At 43.4% G+C, this 17,096-nt stretch carries 10 protein-coding genes; 8 read left to right on the top strand and 2 right to left on the bottom strand.

The genetic code is table 11. From position 1 onward, the window contains the following. Both DQQ10_RS26335 and DQQ10_RS26340 read left to right on the top strand, forming a co-directional pair. A complete protein-coding gene (locus DQQ10_RS26335) occupies positions 1–1,230 on the top strand; it encodes an efflux RND transporter periplasmic adaptor subunit (RefSeq protein WP_221409801.1) in 1,230 nt (409 codons plus the stop codon). A 25-nt stretch (positions 1,231–1,255) separates the two neighbouring features. Continuing rightward, positions 1,256–3,235 carry a heavy metal translocating P-type ATPase gene (locus DQQ10_RS26340; RefSeq protein WP_112749944.1) on the top strand — a complete coding sequence of 660 codons (1,980 nt, stop codon included), beginning with the start codon at positions 1,256–1,258 and terminating at the stop codon, positions 3,233–3,235. Positions 3,236–3,296: 61 nt separating this feature from the next. Here the strand turns inward: DQQ10_RS26340 and DQQ10_RS26345 are convergent, their stop codons facing one another. After that, complete coding sequence (locus DQQ10_RS26345) at positions 3,297–3,710, bottom strand: response regulator (protein ID WP_112749945.1); 414 nt, start codon at positions 3,708–3,710, stop codon at positions 3,297–3,299. A 464-nt stretch (positions 3,711–4,174) separates the two neighbouring features. On the opposite strand from DQQ10_RS26345, the gene DQQ10_RS26350 reads away from it, so the two are divergent. From DQQ10_RS26350 to DQQ10_RS26365, 4 genes are all read left to right on the top strand, one after another. Next, positions 4,175–7,012 (top strand): beta strand repeat-containing protein, encoded by a 2,838-nt coding sequence (locus DQQ10_RS26350; RefSeq protein WP_133259774.1) that lies wholly within the window; start codon positions 4,175–4,177, stop codon positions 7,010–7,012. Next, on the top strand, positions 7,009–8,187 hold the full coding sequence (locus DQQ10_RS26355) for a T9SS type B sorting domain-containing protein (RefSeq protein ID WP_112749947.1): 1,179 nt from the start codon (positions 7,009–7,011) through the stop codon (positions 8,185–8,187). The genes DQQ10_RS26350 and DQQ10_RS26355 overlap by 4 nt, the downstream gene beginning before the upstream one ends. After that, on the top strand, positions 8,187–9,227 hold the full coding sequence (locus tag DQQ10_RS26360; protein ID WP_112749948.1) for a PorP/SprF family type IX secretion system membrane protein: 1,041 nt from the start codon (positions 8,187–8,189) through the stop codon (positions 9,225–9,227). Before DQQ10_RS26355 ends, DQQ10_RS26360 begins: the two co-directional genes overlap by 1 nt. A gap of 98 nt (positions 9,228–9,325) precedes the next feature. Beyond that, entirely contained in the window at positions 9,326–11,737 is a 2,412-nt protein-coding gene (locus DQQ10_RS26365; RefSeq protein ID WP_112749949.1) for an OmpA family protein, read from the top strand. Here the strand turns inward: DQQ10_RS26365 and DQQ10_RS26370 are convergent. After that, on the bottom strand, positions 11,734–14,802 hold the full coding sequence (locus tag DQQ10_RS26370) for a CHAT domain-containing protein (RefSeq protein WP_112749950.1): 3,069 nt from the start codon (positions 14,800–14,802) through the stop codon (positions 11,734–11,736). The genes DQQ10_RS26365 and DQQ10_RS26370 overlap by 4 nt on opposite strands. 287 nt (positions 14,803–15,089) lie before the next feature. Between DQQ10_RS26370 and DQQ10_RS26375 the strand changes: the two genes are divergently transcribed. Both DQQ10_RS26375 and DQQ10_RS26380 read left to right on the top strand, forming a co-directional pair. Beyond that, positions 15,090–15,431, top strand: coding sequence for a hypothetical protein (locus DQQ10_RS26375; protein WP_112749951.1), 342 nt, complete (start codon positions 15,090–15,092; stop codon positions 15,429–15,431). Positions 15,432–15,700: 269 nt separating this feature from the next. Further along, positions 15,701–17,053 (top strand): NAD-dependent succinate-semialdehyde dehydrogenase, encoded by a 1,353-nt coding sequence (locus DQQ10_RS26380; RefSeq protein ID WP_112749952.1) that lies wholly within the window; start codon positions 15,701–15,703, stop codon positions 17,051–17,053. Positions 17,054–17,096: the final 43 nt, after the last annotated feature.

Below are 17,096 nucleotides of genomic sequence, written 5' to 3' on the forward strand. Positions count from 1 at the left end.
ATGATGACAAGAAATTACTTTCAATATATAGCTGTTGCCTTGATGCTTCTTGGGTTCATGCTGTCGTGTTCTACAAATCATGAGCAGCCATCGACGGAGGAACACGAGGAGCATGATGAAAGCGTTGTTGAGCTTTCGGAAGAGCAAATGAAAAACGTAGGTGTGGAATTGGGTACGGTAGAGCAAAAGCAAATCAGTGGAACGATTCATGTAAACGGTAAATTAGATGTGCCTCCACAACAACTTGTAAGTGTATCGGCACCATTGGGTGGTTTTTTAAAAAGTACACCACTACTACAAGGGTCACTGGTGAAGAAGAATCAGTTAATCGCTAGTGTCGAAAACTTAGAGTTTATTCAAATACAACAAGATTTTCTCGAAGCTAAAAATCAGCTTGACCTTGCACGAATGGACTTCGATAGGCAACAACAACTGGCAAAGGAAAATGTGAACTCGCAAAAGACGCTTCAGCAAGCACAAAGCAACTACAGAATATGGGAAGCAAAGTATGTGGCGTTGAAGGAAAAGTTACGCGTATTGAACATTGCAGTCGGTGATGTTGAAAATGGTATCATTAAAAGCGCTATTAATTTGTACTCACCAATCAATGGCTACGTTACTGAAGTAAATGTCAACATCGGCAAATATGCAAACCCAACGGATGTGTTGTTTGAGATTGTCGACACTGAACATCTGCATGCGGAGTTGATTGTATTTGAAAAAGATGTTCCGAAACTCAAGATCGGGCAGAAGGTCAGGTTCACGTTAGCAAATGAATCGACGGAAAGAATGGCAACGATTTATTTGATAGGTCGCGAAATAGGGGAGAATAGAACGGTCCAAATTCATTGTCATATCGACAAAGAAGATCGTGAGTTGTTACCTGGCATGTATTTATCAGCAGCTGTAGAAACTGGTGGTGCATTGGTTCCGGCGTTACCAAATGAAGCGCTACTAGATTATCAAGGGAAGAAGTATATATTCATTGCTTCCCCGGAAGACGTAGCGCAGAAACATGAACATGAAGACGATGCGACGGACGAAGTTAAGCATCATCATGAAGAAGGACAACATTTTGCGATGCTAGAAATACAGGTTGGAAATACGGAACTCGGTTATACGGAAGTTTCTTTACCTGATAGTTTACGAGCGTCTCGGGTGGTCGTGAAAGGGGCCTATGCGTTATTGTCGAAGATGAAAAATAGTGAAGAAGGCGGCCATGTACATTAATTATTTTGACTAAACGAAGTGTAGAATGAGCAACAATTCACCAACAGAAAAGATACATGATCATTGTTGTAGTGCAGATGGCGTGGGTACGCATGGAAAACAAGGGCACGATCATGATCACGCCCATGATCACGCCCACGGGGATCATAGCAATTCTTCGTGGCTTCAACATTGGAAGTTACTTGTCGCATTGGTGATGCTGGTCGCGCTACTGGTATTAGCGTATGGCTTCAATATTGAACTTCCTAAGCGTGTGGGGTTAGTTGTCAATGCCGTTGCTTTTTTGCTGGCGGGGTGGAGTGTGTTAAGGTTAGCCTATCGCAAACTTCTTCTTGGCGATATATTTAACGAATTTGTCTTGATGAGTGTAGCGACGCTAGGTGCATTTTATATTGGAGAATATACGGAAGGTGTTGCTGTCATGGTCTTTTATTCGATTGGTGAATGGTTTCAAGAATCTGCTGTGAAGCGCGCGAAAGCAAGTATCAAGGCTTTACTCGATATCAGGCCGGATCATGTAACCGTTGTGCGTGATGGAAGTCCTACGCGCATGAAACCATCGGATGTAAGTGTTGGAGAGATTATCCAAGTGAAGGTAGGTGAGAAGGTTGGGTTGGATGGCGTGTTGATTTCCAATATGGCAACCTTCAATAGTGCAGCGCTCACAGGTGAAAGCATGCCACAAACAAAAAGTTCCGGTGAGACTGTGCTCGCGGGAATGATCAATCTTGAGCGGGTAATTGAAATTAAAGTCAATGCGTTATTCAAAGACAGTAAGCTCAGTCGGATTTTGGAAATGGTGCAAGATGCAACGGCTCGTAAGTCGCAAACTCAGCTTTTTATTTCACGATTTGCAAAAGTGTATACGCCTATTGTTTTCTTTCTTGCGTTGGCGCTCATACTACTTCCTTCCTTTATTGTTGATGGGTATGTGTTTGATGAATGGCTCTATCGTGGATTGGTATTCCTGGTGATCAGCTGTCCATGCGCGCTTGTAGTGTCTATACCATTGGGTTATTTCGGTGGTATCGGGCTTGCGTCGCGCAATGGTATCCTGTTTAAAGGCGGCAACTTCCTTGATGTCATGTCGAAGATAGATACCGTTGTGATGGATAAAACGGGGACACTTACGAAGGGCGTGTTTAAGGTTCAACGTGTTGAGTCAGTAAGCATACATGTGGATGAATTTGTGCGTGTAGTGGCAGCGTTGGAACGGGCATCAACGCACCCTATCAGCAGGGCCATTGTAGCATTCGCTGGAGATATAGATACACTGAAAGCGACAGATGTGCGGGAACTTGCCGGCATGGGATTGCAAGGTGTCGTTAATGGAAAGGTAGTACGCGCAGGTAACTTAAAATTGTTATCACAGTATAAGATCGATTTTCCAAGTGAGCTTGCCAACGAAGTGAATAGTCTGGTGGCGATTGCAATTGACAATGAATATGCAGGTTATATTGTGGTCGCTGATGAAGTTAAAGATGACGCCCGTGATGCGGTTGAAAACATGCGCGCGCAGAATCTCCATACGGTGATGTTGTCTGGCGATAAGCAGTCCGTTGTTGATCAGGTAGCGAAATCACTTCGCATAGATCAGGCGTACGGAAATCTGTTGCCGGCGGAGAAGGTAGATAAGGTTCAACAATTGAAAAAATCGGGAAAGCGTATCGCCTTTGTCGGTGATGGCATTAACGACGCACCTGTGGTAGCATTAGCAGACGTTGGTATTGCAATGGGTGGGTTGGGTAGTGATGCAACGATTGAAACTGCGGATGTGGTCATTCAAAATGATCAGCCATCAAAAATTGTTACGGCGATTAAGATAGGCAAGATCACGAGAGATATTGTGTGGCAGAATATTATCCTTGCCATGGCGGTAAAGGGTCTCGTACTTTTGCTCGGTGCGGGCGGTGTTGCTAACTTATGGGAAGCTGTGATCGCGGATGTTGGTGTAGCGTTACTCGCAATCTTAAATGCCGTTCGCATACAACGTAAAAACGTTTAGATATAACTGTTTGATGTATCCAGCGGCAGCTGTTGAATGATAGCGGTCAATGACGTCTTCGCTACTCATGTGTAACGAGCTCAAGATCGGCTTTCAGTAATCCAAGAAGTGTTTCATCAGAGAGCGGCTTGGCAATGTAACGCGGTGATCCGAGTCTACTGTTCCCGTATTGATGTGCGGGGAAAGACTGATCGCTCGACGTCATGCCAATAACTTTGTTTACATACTTTCCGTAGAAATTAAAGCGCGACAGCCGTTGCATAAAGTCATAGCCCATCTTCGGTAAGTCGAAATCCATAAAGATCAAAAATGGAAAAAGCTTTGATTCTACTTCCAATCTGCAGAGCATGTTCAACGCCTGATTACCATTCAGCGCAATAAGTACTTCTATGTCTTTATCGAATTCCTGTACAGTACGCTTGCTGGCGTAGTTGTACAGATAGTCGTCCTCGATAAAAAGGATCATCTTTTTCATTGTACACAATGTTTACTTCTTCAAAACTATGAAGTAGTAAGACGGTATAACATCCGCAAAAGGTTGTAAATCGTTTTCCGTTGAATCATGTACTCGCCTACGCGTAAGTACGGAGTGTAATATTTGATGCGATTGTGATCAATTCTTCGCGGACGTTGCAGGCATTTTATCGCTATCCTAGCACCTGAATTTGCTTTCCTTGCACGAAAAACCACGGCCACGAAATTCGAAAGTCTTGATTTAATGTGTAATATCTATCTATTTATTAAACAGAGCTTTATTTAGGCGTCTTTTTTTGTCTAAAAAACTCGATTTCATGTTAATTTAACCGTTTGCGAAAGCCGTTGACGGAGGTTACTTCGTAAATTGTTTGGCTCATTAAAAGCATCGCTCTGACCCTTAAGTGTATTGGTGTGAAAAACCTCTGGTTCGCTATATTTTTTGTAATGCTGTCGATCGTCCCAATGATGGCACAGAAATCGGCCGTCATCGGTACAATGGTCACGAGACCCAATGCCATCTTGGTGCTCAATCCTCCCGATAGAAATCAGGGATTCTTGTTACCTCAACTCTCAACAGCCGAAAGATTATCGATTACACCCGCCGCGCCTGCCGACAACGGTTTGATCGTGTTCGACACAGATGAAAAATCTTTTTACTTCTGGAAAGATGGCGCATGGGTAAAAGGGCTCGGTGCCGACGCTGTAGCGCAGTTCTTAACTTTTGATGCGACAACGCAAACACTGTCGTTAACAGGCGCAGGGAATGTTGACTTAAGTTCGTTGAAAGAAATTCCATCCGTAACAGGAAATGACGGACGCTTTTTGAAAACAGATGGAACCACGTTGGTGTGGGAATCTATTAATAGCGTGGGTGACATCACGGCCGTGAATAGTTCGAATGGTTTATCAGGCGGAGCGACATCTGGTGATGTAACGCTTTCTGTCAACACGGATGGAGCGACTATCACTACCAATGGCGCAAATGCACTTCAACTTGCAGACGCCGCCGTTACGAATGCTAAGCTCGCGCCGAGTGCTGTCAATTCGAATTCCATTGCAGATGGTTCTATCAATACAGCTGACCTCAGTAATGGTGCTGTCGATCCAACCAAAATCGCATCGGGTGGTAATGACAAGGTGTTGACAACAACTGCAGGTGGAGTTGTTACATGGTTGGATCGATCGACATTTGCAGACGATAATCAGAACCTAAGCTTAACAGGAAACACATTGAACATCGATGGTGGTACAGGTGTGGATCTTAATGATGTGACTGTCGCCGGTGGACAAATTACCGGAACACTCGATGCGTTGACAATCCAAACCAATGCGATCACAGATGTTCAGTTGGCTGATAATGCTGTTGATGCAGCTGCGATTCAAACGAACGCAGTAACAAGTGCAGAACTTGCTGATGCGGCCGTTGATGCCGCTGCCATTCAAGATGGTATAGTCGGAACAACGAAAATTACTTCCGGTGGCAACGATAAAGTATTGACGACGACAGCGGGCGGTGTTGTGTCATGGGCGGATCGCTCAACATTTACAGATGATAATCAGAATCTAAGTTTAACAGGAAATACATTGAACATCGATGGTGGTACGGGTGTGGATCTTAATGATGTGACTGTCGCCGGTGGACAAATTGCAGGAACACTCGATGCGTTGACAATCCAAACCAATGCGATCACAGATGTTCAGTTGGCTGATAATGCTGTTGATGCAGCTGCCATTCAAACGAACGCTGTAACAAGTGCAGAACTTGCAGATGCGGCCGTTGATGCCGCTGCCATTCAGGATGGTGTAGTCGGAACGATAAAAATTACTTCCGGTGGCAATGATAAAGTATTGACGACGACAGCGGGCGGTGTTGTGTCGTGGGCGGATCGCTCAACATTTACAGATGATAATCAGAATCTAAGTTTAATAGGAAATACATTGAACATCGATGGCGGTACAGGTGTGGATCTTAGTGATGTGACTGCCGCCGGTGGACAAATTGCCGGAACACTCGATGCGTTGACAATCCAAACCAATGCGATCACCGATGTTCAGTTAGCAGATAATGCTGTTGATGCAGCTGCAATTCAAACCAACGCAGTAACAAGTGCAGAACTTGCAGATGCCGCTGTTGATGCTGCTGCGATTCAAGATGGCGTAGTGGGAACAACGAAAATTACTTCCGGTGGCAATGATAAAGTATTGACGACGACAGCGGGCGGTGTTGTGTCGTGGGCGGATCGCTCAACATTTACAGATGATAATCAAAATCTAAGCTTAGCAGGAAATACATTGAACATCGATGGTGGTACAGGTGTTGATCTTAATGATGTGACTGTCGCCGGTGGACAAATTACCGGAACACTCGATGAGTTGACAGTTCAAACCAATGCGATTACAGATGTTCAGTTGGCTGATAATGCTGTTGATGCAGCTGCGATTCAAACGAACGCAGTAACAAGTGCAGAACTTGCTGATGCCGCCGTTGATGCGGGTGCCATTCAAGATGGTGTAGTCGGAACGACAAAAATTACTTCCGGTGGCAATGATAAAGTATTGACGACGACAGCGGGCGGTGTTGTGTCGTGGGCGGATCGCTCAACATTTACAGATGATAATCAAAATCTCAGTTTAACAGGAAACACGTTGAATATTGTTGATGGCACCGGGGTGAGTTTGGATCCTCTAACGATATCTGGCGACGTAGCGGGAACCGTTAATGCAACGACGGTTACAAAATTACAAGGACGAAATGTGTCGAGTGCCGCACCGCCGCTGAATAGTATTCTCGTATGGAACGGTACCACGTGGGTTCCTCAAACTGTAACAGCAGTAGGCCCAACGACACAATACTATGCCGTTGATCCATCGGCGTTCCAAGGTCTCGAGCCAACCAATGGTAGCAATGAAACAGTGCTCGGGCTTTATCAAGACGACAACACTTTCGTGACCGCCAATGGCGATGGTCGTCAAATCATGGCGCCTGTAAATCTTCCAGATGGTGCCACCATTCAAAATGTTACCGCGTACTATTCCGATCTCTCTGTATTGGGAGATTTCACAATCTCACTTTATCGGAAGAGTTTTACAAGCGGAAATGAAGTGCTTGCCTCACGGTCAACGTTGCTCGTAACTGTTGGCATTGTTTCATTCAACCTGATACCAACGGCATTGTTTGGGCAAGTCGTCGATAATTCTCAGTATAGTTATCGCGTTCATGTAACATTCACTGCGTCGTCGCAAGGCCCCGGGTTATTGGATCAACGTCTCTATGGAATCCGAATAGAATATACCAAATGATTGCCGCCAGACGATATCACGCGGTAGCTACGATCTGTTTGATGATGATGGGCAGCTGTTTAATTCATGCACAGGACTTAAATAATCAGACAAATATTTTCATCGGCAGCGATGTAACCGTACATTTTGACGGCAGTATTCGCAACGGGGGATTCATTCAACACCAAGGCGCGCTATCATTCACGGGAGATTGGTCAAATAGTAATATTTATCAAGGCACCGGTACAGTGTTCGTCGTCGGAGATCGTGCACAGTCGATCACGAATAATCGTCAATCTATCTACAGGCTCATCATAAACGGGACAGGTAATAAATCGATCGCCGGCCGCATTGCAATTTCGAGTAGCCTGCAATTATTATCGGGTATCGTGGTAACGACATCGGTTGATACACTACTTCTCTCATCTGCGGCAACAGTGTCTGATGGCTCTGCGATCAGTTATGTTGACGGTCCTCTATTCAGTGAAGGTGTTGGTTATAAATTTTTCCCGATAGGAAAGAACGGGAACTACAATCCGGTGGAGTTGAACGATGTATCAGGTATTAATCCTGTTTTTTCTATGGAAGCATTCGTGAACACACCGGATATTCAAGCACCTTCACGAACAACTTTTTTTCGCGATGTATATTGGAAGCGAACATTGGTATCAGGTACGTATGGAGGATCTCCAGCAACGGTGTATTTCGATATTCCTGATCGCTACACGGATAGCCATGTCGTTACACTGCTGCAAAGCGATGCGCTAGACGCCCGATTTACGATGCTTGCCGATGTTTCGATCACCGAGGGAAATTTAAACGACGCCATTGCAACAGATGATCAAGTCACGGCGAACTACGTTGTTGTCGGAAGTAGTATTCCTATCGGTGGCGTAGAAGGCGAGTTTTTCTTTTCAAATTCACTCTCTCCGAAGGCTTCCTTGGAAGGAAATAGATCGATTAAGATTTTTGGAAACCAACTAGAGCCTGGCGACTTTTTATTCCAAGTTTATAATCGCTGGGGACTGCTGGTTTTTGAAAGCACATCACTGCAAGATATGATTGACAGTGGTTGGAATGGCACAATGCAAGGTGGTGATTATATTCCCGCGGGTGCGTACCCCTATGTGTTTAAAGCAACGAAGAAGAACGGTGAAAGAATAGAAAGGAAGGGCGTAATCACCATTGTTTACTGATGCAAGCGCGTGTTGCCATATTGCTTTTTCTTTTCGTTGGGATGGTTCATACCGCGGCAACACAATCGCCAGTGTTTTCGCAATATTATGCAAGTGGATTGTATCTGAATCCTGCTCTCGCTGGTTTGGAGAAAGATATATTCATTGGAATGAATTATCGTTCGCAGTGGTCTAACATTCACTTACCGTTTAATACTTTTCAATTCTCCTACATTCATCCGTTGTCGAAGCCTGGCGTAAGAGTAAAACACCTAGGCGGTTTAGGTGCTTCATTTTTAAGTGACGCAGCAGGACCTAATCAAGAATTTGTAACGCAAAGTTTTTCGTTGACTGGCGCCTATAATTTTCACCTCACGCGCTATGGAAATAATATTATTTCGGTAGGTATACAAGCTGGCGGTGTTCAGCAGAAGATTAACTACGATGCATTGCAATGGTCATCGCAATATAATCCAGTTGTTGGTTTTGATGGTACAAGGCTAGGGGAGAGCGGTTCGCTAAATGAGCAAGTCTTTAATCCGCAAATGAGTATTGGTGCGATGTGGTATTATACAAGCAAAGGAAGAATGACACTCAGGTCGTTGTCCGCTTTTCAAGGTATATCGATTTCAAATATTATTCCACCGAAGGGATTTATTGACGGGACGAGTGGTGAGCCCTATGTGTTGTATAAGTTGCATGGAGGCGTCACATCATTGCGAAAATTGAAGTATGAATTTTCTCCGAATTATTTGGTTCAAATTCAGAATCGAAATTTCCAAGTGAATCTTGGTGCTTATTTTGGTTACTACCTGCAGCCACCAAATCGCACGAATGCAAAGAGTAAAAAAATCATGATTGGTGGTTGGTATCGCCTTGAGGACGCGTTTATCGTATCGACAGGATTCTCAAGTACCTCCTGGAATCTAGGGTTCAGCTATGACACAAATATATCCTCTATGGGGCGAAACTTGGGAATCGGCAACGCCTATGAGCTTTCACTGGCATACAAAATTGTAGTGCACAAAGGTTTTAAGCGATTCTCATCTCCACTCATATAATCGTAATGGAACATGGTGTAAAAAGTGTGGTTACATCACAGCGCTGATGATCAAGCATTATCTTTGCGTGCAAGTCATTAAATAGAAATCAATCATTCATGTTGCGTTGGCTTATTTTATTTGTAAACATTTTTCTGTGCGGCGTTGCGTTTGGGCAAAACGAAAAGTCACTGAAATCATTACGTCTGGAAGCTGATCAGTTTTATGCCGACGAGCAGTTTAATTTAGCGATTCAATATTATCGCGAACTTACCGATCAGAACATCACCAATCCGGATGTTGAATATCGACTTGCTGAATGTTACAGGAAAGTGTTTCAATATACGCAAGCTGAAGCCTATTATTTTAAAGTCCATCATCATGCCGCTAAGACGTACCCGCTATCGCTGTATTACTATGCGCTGATGTTGAAGTTCAATGGCAACTTCGATGAGTCCATCGCATCTTTTGATGAGTTTATCAACATTTATAATCAGGATAAAACGTTGCAAGAATTTGTTGAGCAGGCAATCATTGATAAAGCTGGAAGTGAAATCGCGAAGACGGAATCAGCATCCGATAAGATGTTCGTGACATTAATTCCGTTAACTTTTAATACACCTTACAATGATTATGCACCAGCTGTTCGTGATAGTGTTAGCATTGTTATTACGAGTGGAAAAGTCTCTTCCAATAGAGCATCCATCGATGAACGCTTTGGTGAAGCTTTCACAGATAACTATTACTACGAAAAGACAAGCCAAGGATGGCAAGATAGAACGAAGCAATTATTCACCGTTACGAATTCTCGGTTTAATGATGGTAGCGGATGTTTTAATCGCAAAGGCGATAAGTATTATTATACAGTATGTGGGCAAGATGGGCCACAATGTAAAATTTACCTAACCGTATTTCAGCGTGGGAAATGGAGTGAACCGGTGGCGTTAAATAATAACATAAATTTTAATTCCACAGAGGCGAAACATCCCACCGTGTATGGCAATGATACATTGGTATTTGCGTCGAACCGTCCTGGAGGTCACGGCGGATTTGATATTTGGATGAGCATCAATTCGGGTAATGACAATTGGGGCCCTGCAATAAATTTCGGACGTAGTGTTAATACAAAATTGAATGAAGTATCGCCAACGCTTACGGCGTATAATAATGTATTATTTTTTGCGTCTGATGGTCATCCCGGTCATGGTGGGCTAGATGTCTTCATGGCAAAACGCATGTCTACATCGGACACGGTGCTTTATAATCTAGACCTTCCATTTAATTCTAATCGCGATGATGCTTTTGTGTCGTTCGACAACCGTGCGCTGTATTGGAGTAGTAATCGCATTCAAGGGGTTGGTGGATTTGATATTTACAGCGTGAAGATTCCGTCAGTAATTGCTTTTATATCGCGCATCAGTTTGAAGAAACGTGACGCAAGACGTATGGTTAATTTACAAGCAAGAACAGGCGCTAATGCAGATCAGCTTACCTTAAATGCGTCGCGGCTTGAAGAGAAAGTGGATTATGACGCATTGAGCTATGAGAAGAAAAAGATTGTTCAGCAAATAATAGATGCACGTGTAAGCAACGTGCAAACTACAGCAGATCAGTTCGGTATTTCAGTCCAAGAGTTTCAACAGCTGCAGGCTGTAGCGGAAAAAAGGTATCGTGAGAGCGCTAGGGGAGCAGATCAAAGCGATTACCTAGTGAAAGTTCAAGCGCCGGCGCCTACGGCAAATGATCTTGTTGTGAATGGTTACCTTCAGGACTCACTCAGTGGTAAACGCATGGCCGCGCTGAAAATCGTTTTAACCGATAAGCTCGGGGAGATTGTTAAGACAACAATCACTAACGATGAGGGGAAGTTTCGGTTTACGGATGTGTCATCGAAGCAGGAATTGTTTGTGCGTCTTGAAAAAGGAAGTAGTCTTTTGGGGCGCGTCCCTGTCGTGCGTGATGTGGAAATAACGCAAGTAAAGGTTATTGAGGAAATACGGTTGGAGAATATCTATTTTGACTTTGATCACTATAGCATACGTCCCGAAGCATCGCGTGTGTTAGATGAACTTGCGCAGCAGTTAATTAATAATCCCCACGCGCAGGTTGAAATCTTTGCCTATGCCGACGATCGTGGATCAACTGAGTATAACTTGAAATTGACGCAAAAGCGCGGCGAGTCCGTTGTAGGTTACTTAAAAAACAAAGGTGTTGATGAAACGGGCATAGCGATCATCGCCAAAGGTAAAAGCGCTACTCTGTCTAGCTCGAGCGTAGAATTACGTCGACAGTTTGACAGGCGTGTAGAGCTGTATGTAAACGGTATGCCGGTAATGCCGGAGTTGGTGAAGACATTTATTGCAAAAAAGAAAATGTCATGGGATCAACTCGCCCAACACACCGGAATACCCAAAACAGAGTTAAAGATTTTGAATGGCGTGACCGAGTCAGAGATTAATGCGTTTCAGCCGGTGCGAATTCCAACGCGTGCTAAGGAAATTTCTGAAGTGCTGCTACTGAAGGATTTCTAGTCAACACCAACTAAAATAAATCCGCCCCATAAGAGCGGATCCAACGTCGACTTCATCAAATGAAGTTGTGCGGTTTTTAATGCATCGGTTTTTGATTTACCTGATAGTAGATTCTGGTAAAAGCTAACCATTAGTTCCTGAGTATACTGGTCGTCAACTTTCCAAAGGCTGATCATGATGTCACGTGCGCCAGCTTGAAGGAATGAGCGCTGCAAGCCAAATACACCTTCGCCGTTTTCAATTTTTCCTAGTCCAGTTTCGCAAGCCGAAAGCACAACAAGATCAGTCTTACTCAAGTCAAGATTCATGACTTCGTAAGCTGTTAAAATCCCGTCATCTTCAATTTGCGCTGTCTTGTCGGAAAGACTTTTATTTGCGCCGGCGAGCACTAAGCCCGATTGGAAAAGAAAATCTTTCTTAACGTCTTCCGCCAAGGGCACAACATCATCGGAGAAAAAGCCATGCGTGGCAATATGCAAAATGGTGGGGGATTGAATGCTCTTTACATTCTTCTCCGTTGCGTTGTTTCTCAAATATGCGTTTGTTTGCCACCCTTTACTCTTTAAAAGGGTTTCAAGTTTTTGAATTTCTTTTTGCGCACCGGGTAATGAACTAAAACCGTGTTCATCATTTCGTGTTTTGGAAGGTTTGGGGATATCCAAGTCGAACATTGGATCGCCCATCAGTACAGCCCGTTGGGTTGTAAAATTGATTTTAGTTTTCTCAAGATACTGCGCGGGATTTAAAAGATAGTGCACGTTATAGTGTTGAACGATAAATTTTCCATCGACAGGATTTCTAAACGTATTGATATTTAGTTTGTAGTATACGCCATCACCAGCAAAGAATATTTTTTGTTTGTTGGTAACGGCGCCGTCGATGGCTTTCCAATAGCTGTTGTATGAATGCTCATCACTAACAGAAAAGCGTAGTGCATTGCGGTAGTACGTCAGCAAACGATTCTCCATATTAAAGCCATTTCGCATCAGCACCAACGTTGGATTGTTGATCGTTTCTTTGGTAGTAACGAGCGCGGCATAGTGTGTACTGTCGGTAAATCCGAAGCTCACGCGATCGGCTAAAGATTCTTGGTAGTGTTTGAAGTCATACTTTCGAACGCGAATGATTTCTATTAACGCTTCATCTGCGGCCATGGCAGCTTGAATGTTTTTCCATTGTGTAGCTTTTGCGAGCAGCTTCTCGGCAACAGTCTCGCTTGTTTTCAGACTGATGTTTTTTTCTAGTTCATCAATTTCCTTCTCAAGTGTTGTTGGCGATATCCCAACCTGCTTTACCTCTTGAAGTGATAGTTGATAGAATAGGCCGAGTTGCTCGCGCTTCTCCTTTACTAAATCATACTGTTTAATAAGGATCGAATCCTTCTGGTTGTAAATCAGGTCATTTCGATGTTGCTGGGTGAAAAATAGCAACGACTTGATGATGATTTGATTATTGAATACTTGTGTGAGCAATTCGGGTTTTGAGGCTGCGTATTGGAATGCAATCGTATTGAAGCGCTCAAAGTCTTCTTTTAGTTTTTTGTAAAACTGCACTTGCTCGTCTTCGTTGAGATTAGGGAAGGTGTAGTGTATTTGCCGAACGGCGAGCTCAATCGATTTTTGGAAAAGAGGAATTGCTTCTTGTTCTTTCTTCAGCGCCCAATAGACAACGGCCATGTTACTCGCAAGATCCATGAGCAGTACGGAGTTATCGCCATATATTTTCTTCCTGGTATCAAACGCTTTTTTATACTGTTGCAGTGCTTGTTCAAGTTTACCTTGGGCGGTGAGCAAAACTGCCAAATTATTGGCAACGGTGGCGGCGAGGTCGTCGTCATTTAACTGATAATCATTGATCAATTTTTGAGCGCGCTCAAGATGTGTCGTTGCCTGTGTATACGCTTTGTTTTTTCGATACGCCGCGCTAAGGTTATTCAAAACGGTAATTTGGAAAAGTGGGGACGTTTGTTCATGAGATGAAATGCTGCTAAGAATATTGGAATAGCTTTCAATCGCCGGTTTCAGTTGCCCTTCCTTTAATTGAATCCCGGCAAGATTGCTTTTTAAAGTCAAACATGAATTGAAATGTTGCGAACCTAAACGTTCACATAAAACAAGCGCTTCTTGATAATAGCTGACAGCCTTGTCGTAGATACTTAGTTTTTCATACACACTGGCCAGGCTGTTAAGGACTTCAACAAGCAAAGTGTTATTTGATGCATGATGGGATTTTGTAATGCGGAACGCGAGTAAGATATTTTTTTCTGCTTTGTTGAATGATCCGGTTGCTAAATGTGTGAGTCCTAATTCATGTAATGCCTGTACATAACGATCTGAAAGAATCAAGTCTTGATGAAGTGATATCTCGGTGACGATCTTTGCTAATATTTCTTGTGCAGTGTCATAATGCCTGCGCTTACGGGCGATACGGCCCTCAGCAATTTTAAAATCGTAATGGCGTAATTTCTGTTGTGGGCTTGAACCGTGGTTTTGACTGGCCAGTTTTTCAATCAACAACGTTGCAGAATCTAGTTGAGCGTCTTGTTCGTAGTTAGCAAGGAGATTTTTTCCAGATGTCCAATACAGATCTTCAACGGCAGGATTGATATTCTTTAATACCCGCTTATATAATTGGCGTGCTTGTGCGTGCTTACTTTGGTCGGTATAAAGTCCTGCAAGGTTTGTTATCGCGCGTATTAATTCGGGATCATTGTCGTCCAGTAATTCTAGTTTTAGTTTATAGCTTTTGATTAAAGTTTTCTCGGCGTTTGCGAAATCTTTCGCTTGCCAATATGCAATGCCGAGATCGTTAATGATGGTCAAGTAGTTAACATCGTACATGCCAAGGTCGCTAAGTGCAGACCGTTCGGCAGTTTGCAGATTTTGGATACTTTTTTTCCAATCTTTTCCCCAATAGTGTTGTGTACTGTCGTAGTGGATCTTCCAAAGTGGAAGCTCTTGTGCATGTACCGTTATCGCACATTGCATGGTGAGTGCCATCGCTACAACGTTGAGAAAAAACTTGTTGCTTGTTTGGAAAATCTTATGAATGAGATGGATAACCACGGTGTTCAATCTGTTTTGTAGTTAACATTGCTGGGTTGGTGGTTACGGTTGCAAAAACGTTCACAACGATGCTGCTAAAGATACAAAAAATCCTGTTGTAACGCTTAAAGAGTTTGATGGTCTTAAGGACGTTGGTTAGATCAATGTGTCGATAAAGTTGGTGTAAAATTTCTTTTCGTTGACCGTTAGCGATTTGCTTGAGGTCACGTGTCAATAATTGTCACTACGCGAAAATCGTATTCGCATTGTCCCCTTTTAATTCTATACTTGTATCACATTTAAAAGTTATGCAAGACACCTCCTCAGTTTCAACGGCAGTTCAGTTTTCAGAAGAAAACATTTTGGAAATAATTCGCAAGCTGCGGAACGATTTGATTAAAGATTTTTTAGATGAGCGCCATCTGAAGAATTATTTTGCAGATCAATATAAAGTGAGAGATCTCGCGCCTGTTAAAATTGAATTCATTAAAAGAGATCTTAAGGAACTGTTAATATCACCGGTTGATACAGCGCATTACGCGCAATTGATACAAACGATAAAGGAAACAAACTCGGCTTCATTATCGGAGGGAAACGACGAACTTTTCTACAAAGACCTCGCGCGCGTTTTCAAGCAGTACAATTACTAAAGTTTCTGTCATTTACTAGCGCGAATTGCTACTTCGCGCTTAATTTTCATCGCGTCGGTGTTCATTTTCCAATTTGCCTAATTAAAATTTTGTTTTGAGAAACGCTCATCTTCCAAATTTGCGTACGTTGTTTACAACATTCTGGTAATATTGTTTGACCAATACCACCCAACACCTCGGACAACAAACTGTCTCCGATTCATTTCCAACATTTATATTGCTGAAACCAATCTACCTGCGCATATTGGTGCCTAATATCGCGAGAGACCATGTTTAAATCTGTCCACCCTTTTGATCAATCCATCGTAGCACAATATGACGTATTGTCGGCAGCGGAGCTCGATAAATGTCTTGAGACTTCGGCTTCCGCGTATCGTCATTGGCGTAAAACGTCCTTTGAACATCGTCGCGAGTTGATCTTAACCGTGGCCGGTCTTCTTCGAAAGAACAAAGAAAAATATGCACGGTTGATGACGCTCGAAATGGGCAAGCTACTTTCTGAGTCTACCATTGAGTTGGAAAAAACAATTCGTGGTTGCGAATATTACGCGCATCATGCAGAAGATTTTTTGCGCGACGAGATCATTTATACAGAAGCAACCAAAAGTTTTGTGACGTACCAGCCGACGGGAGCCATACTGGGTATCATGCCATGGAATTTTCCTTTTTGGCAAGTATTTAGATTTGCATTGCCGGCTTTGATGGCGGGAAACGTTGCGCTGTTGAAACATGCACCGAATGTAACTGGATGTGCATTGGCTATTGCAGCGTTATTTAAAGAGGCCGGCTTTCCTGATGGCGTGCTTCAATCTTTGGTGATCGACGTCGATCTCGTAGAACGTATCATTGCTTCTCCCGTTGTGCAAGGTGTTGCCCTGACCGGTAGTGAATATGCAGGGTCACAGGTCGCATCTCTTGCAGGGAAGCACATCAAAAAATCTGTGCTAGAACTTGGCGGTAGTGATCCTTTTATCATTCTATCGGATGCTAACCTTGATAAAACCGTGAAAGTAGCCGTGCAATCACGCATGCAGAATGCAGGACAATCGTGTATTGCGGCCAAACGTTTCATTGTGTTAGAATCTATTCGTGAAGAATTTATGGAGAAGTTTGAACGCGGTATTCGTGCATTGAAGCAAGGCGACCCGTTTCAAGAGGGGATCACTACGGGGCCAATGGCGCGTATCGACTTGGCTGAAAAATTAGAACAGCAACTTCAAAAGTGTATCGACGCCGGTGCCAAATTGATTGTTGGTGGTACACGTTCGGGATGCAACTTCACGCCAACCTTGCTTGATAACGTAAAGCAGGGGATGCCAGCTTTTGAAGAAGAGATTTTTGGTCCAGTGGCTAGTGTTGTTACCGTGAAGACGATCGAAGAGGCAATTGATGTTGCCAATGCGAGTCGCTATGGTCTCGGTGCATCTGTTTGGACCGAAGATCTGAAGAAGGGGGAGCAAGTTGCACGACTGATCGAATCAGGGTCTGTGTTTGTGAATTCATTGATGCGATCTGATGCGCGTCTTCCTTTCGGCGGTATTAAAAAGTCAGGATATGGTCGTGAGTTATCCCTCGCAGGTATCCGGGAATTTGTCAATACAAAAACCATTTCACTTACATAAATTTCTTTTTGCGTAGGGGTATTTCGCTTTTGCGTTGTCATTG

The sequence above is a fragment of the Pseudochryseolinea flava genome (genome assembly GCF_003286915.1).
Classification (GTDB): Bacteria; Bacteroidota; Bacteroidia; order Cytophagales; family Cyclobacteriaceae; genus Ohtaekwangia; species Ohtaekwangia flava.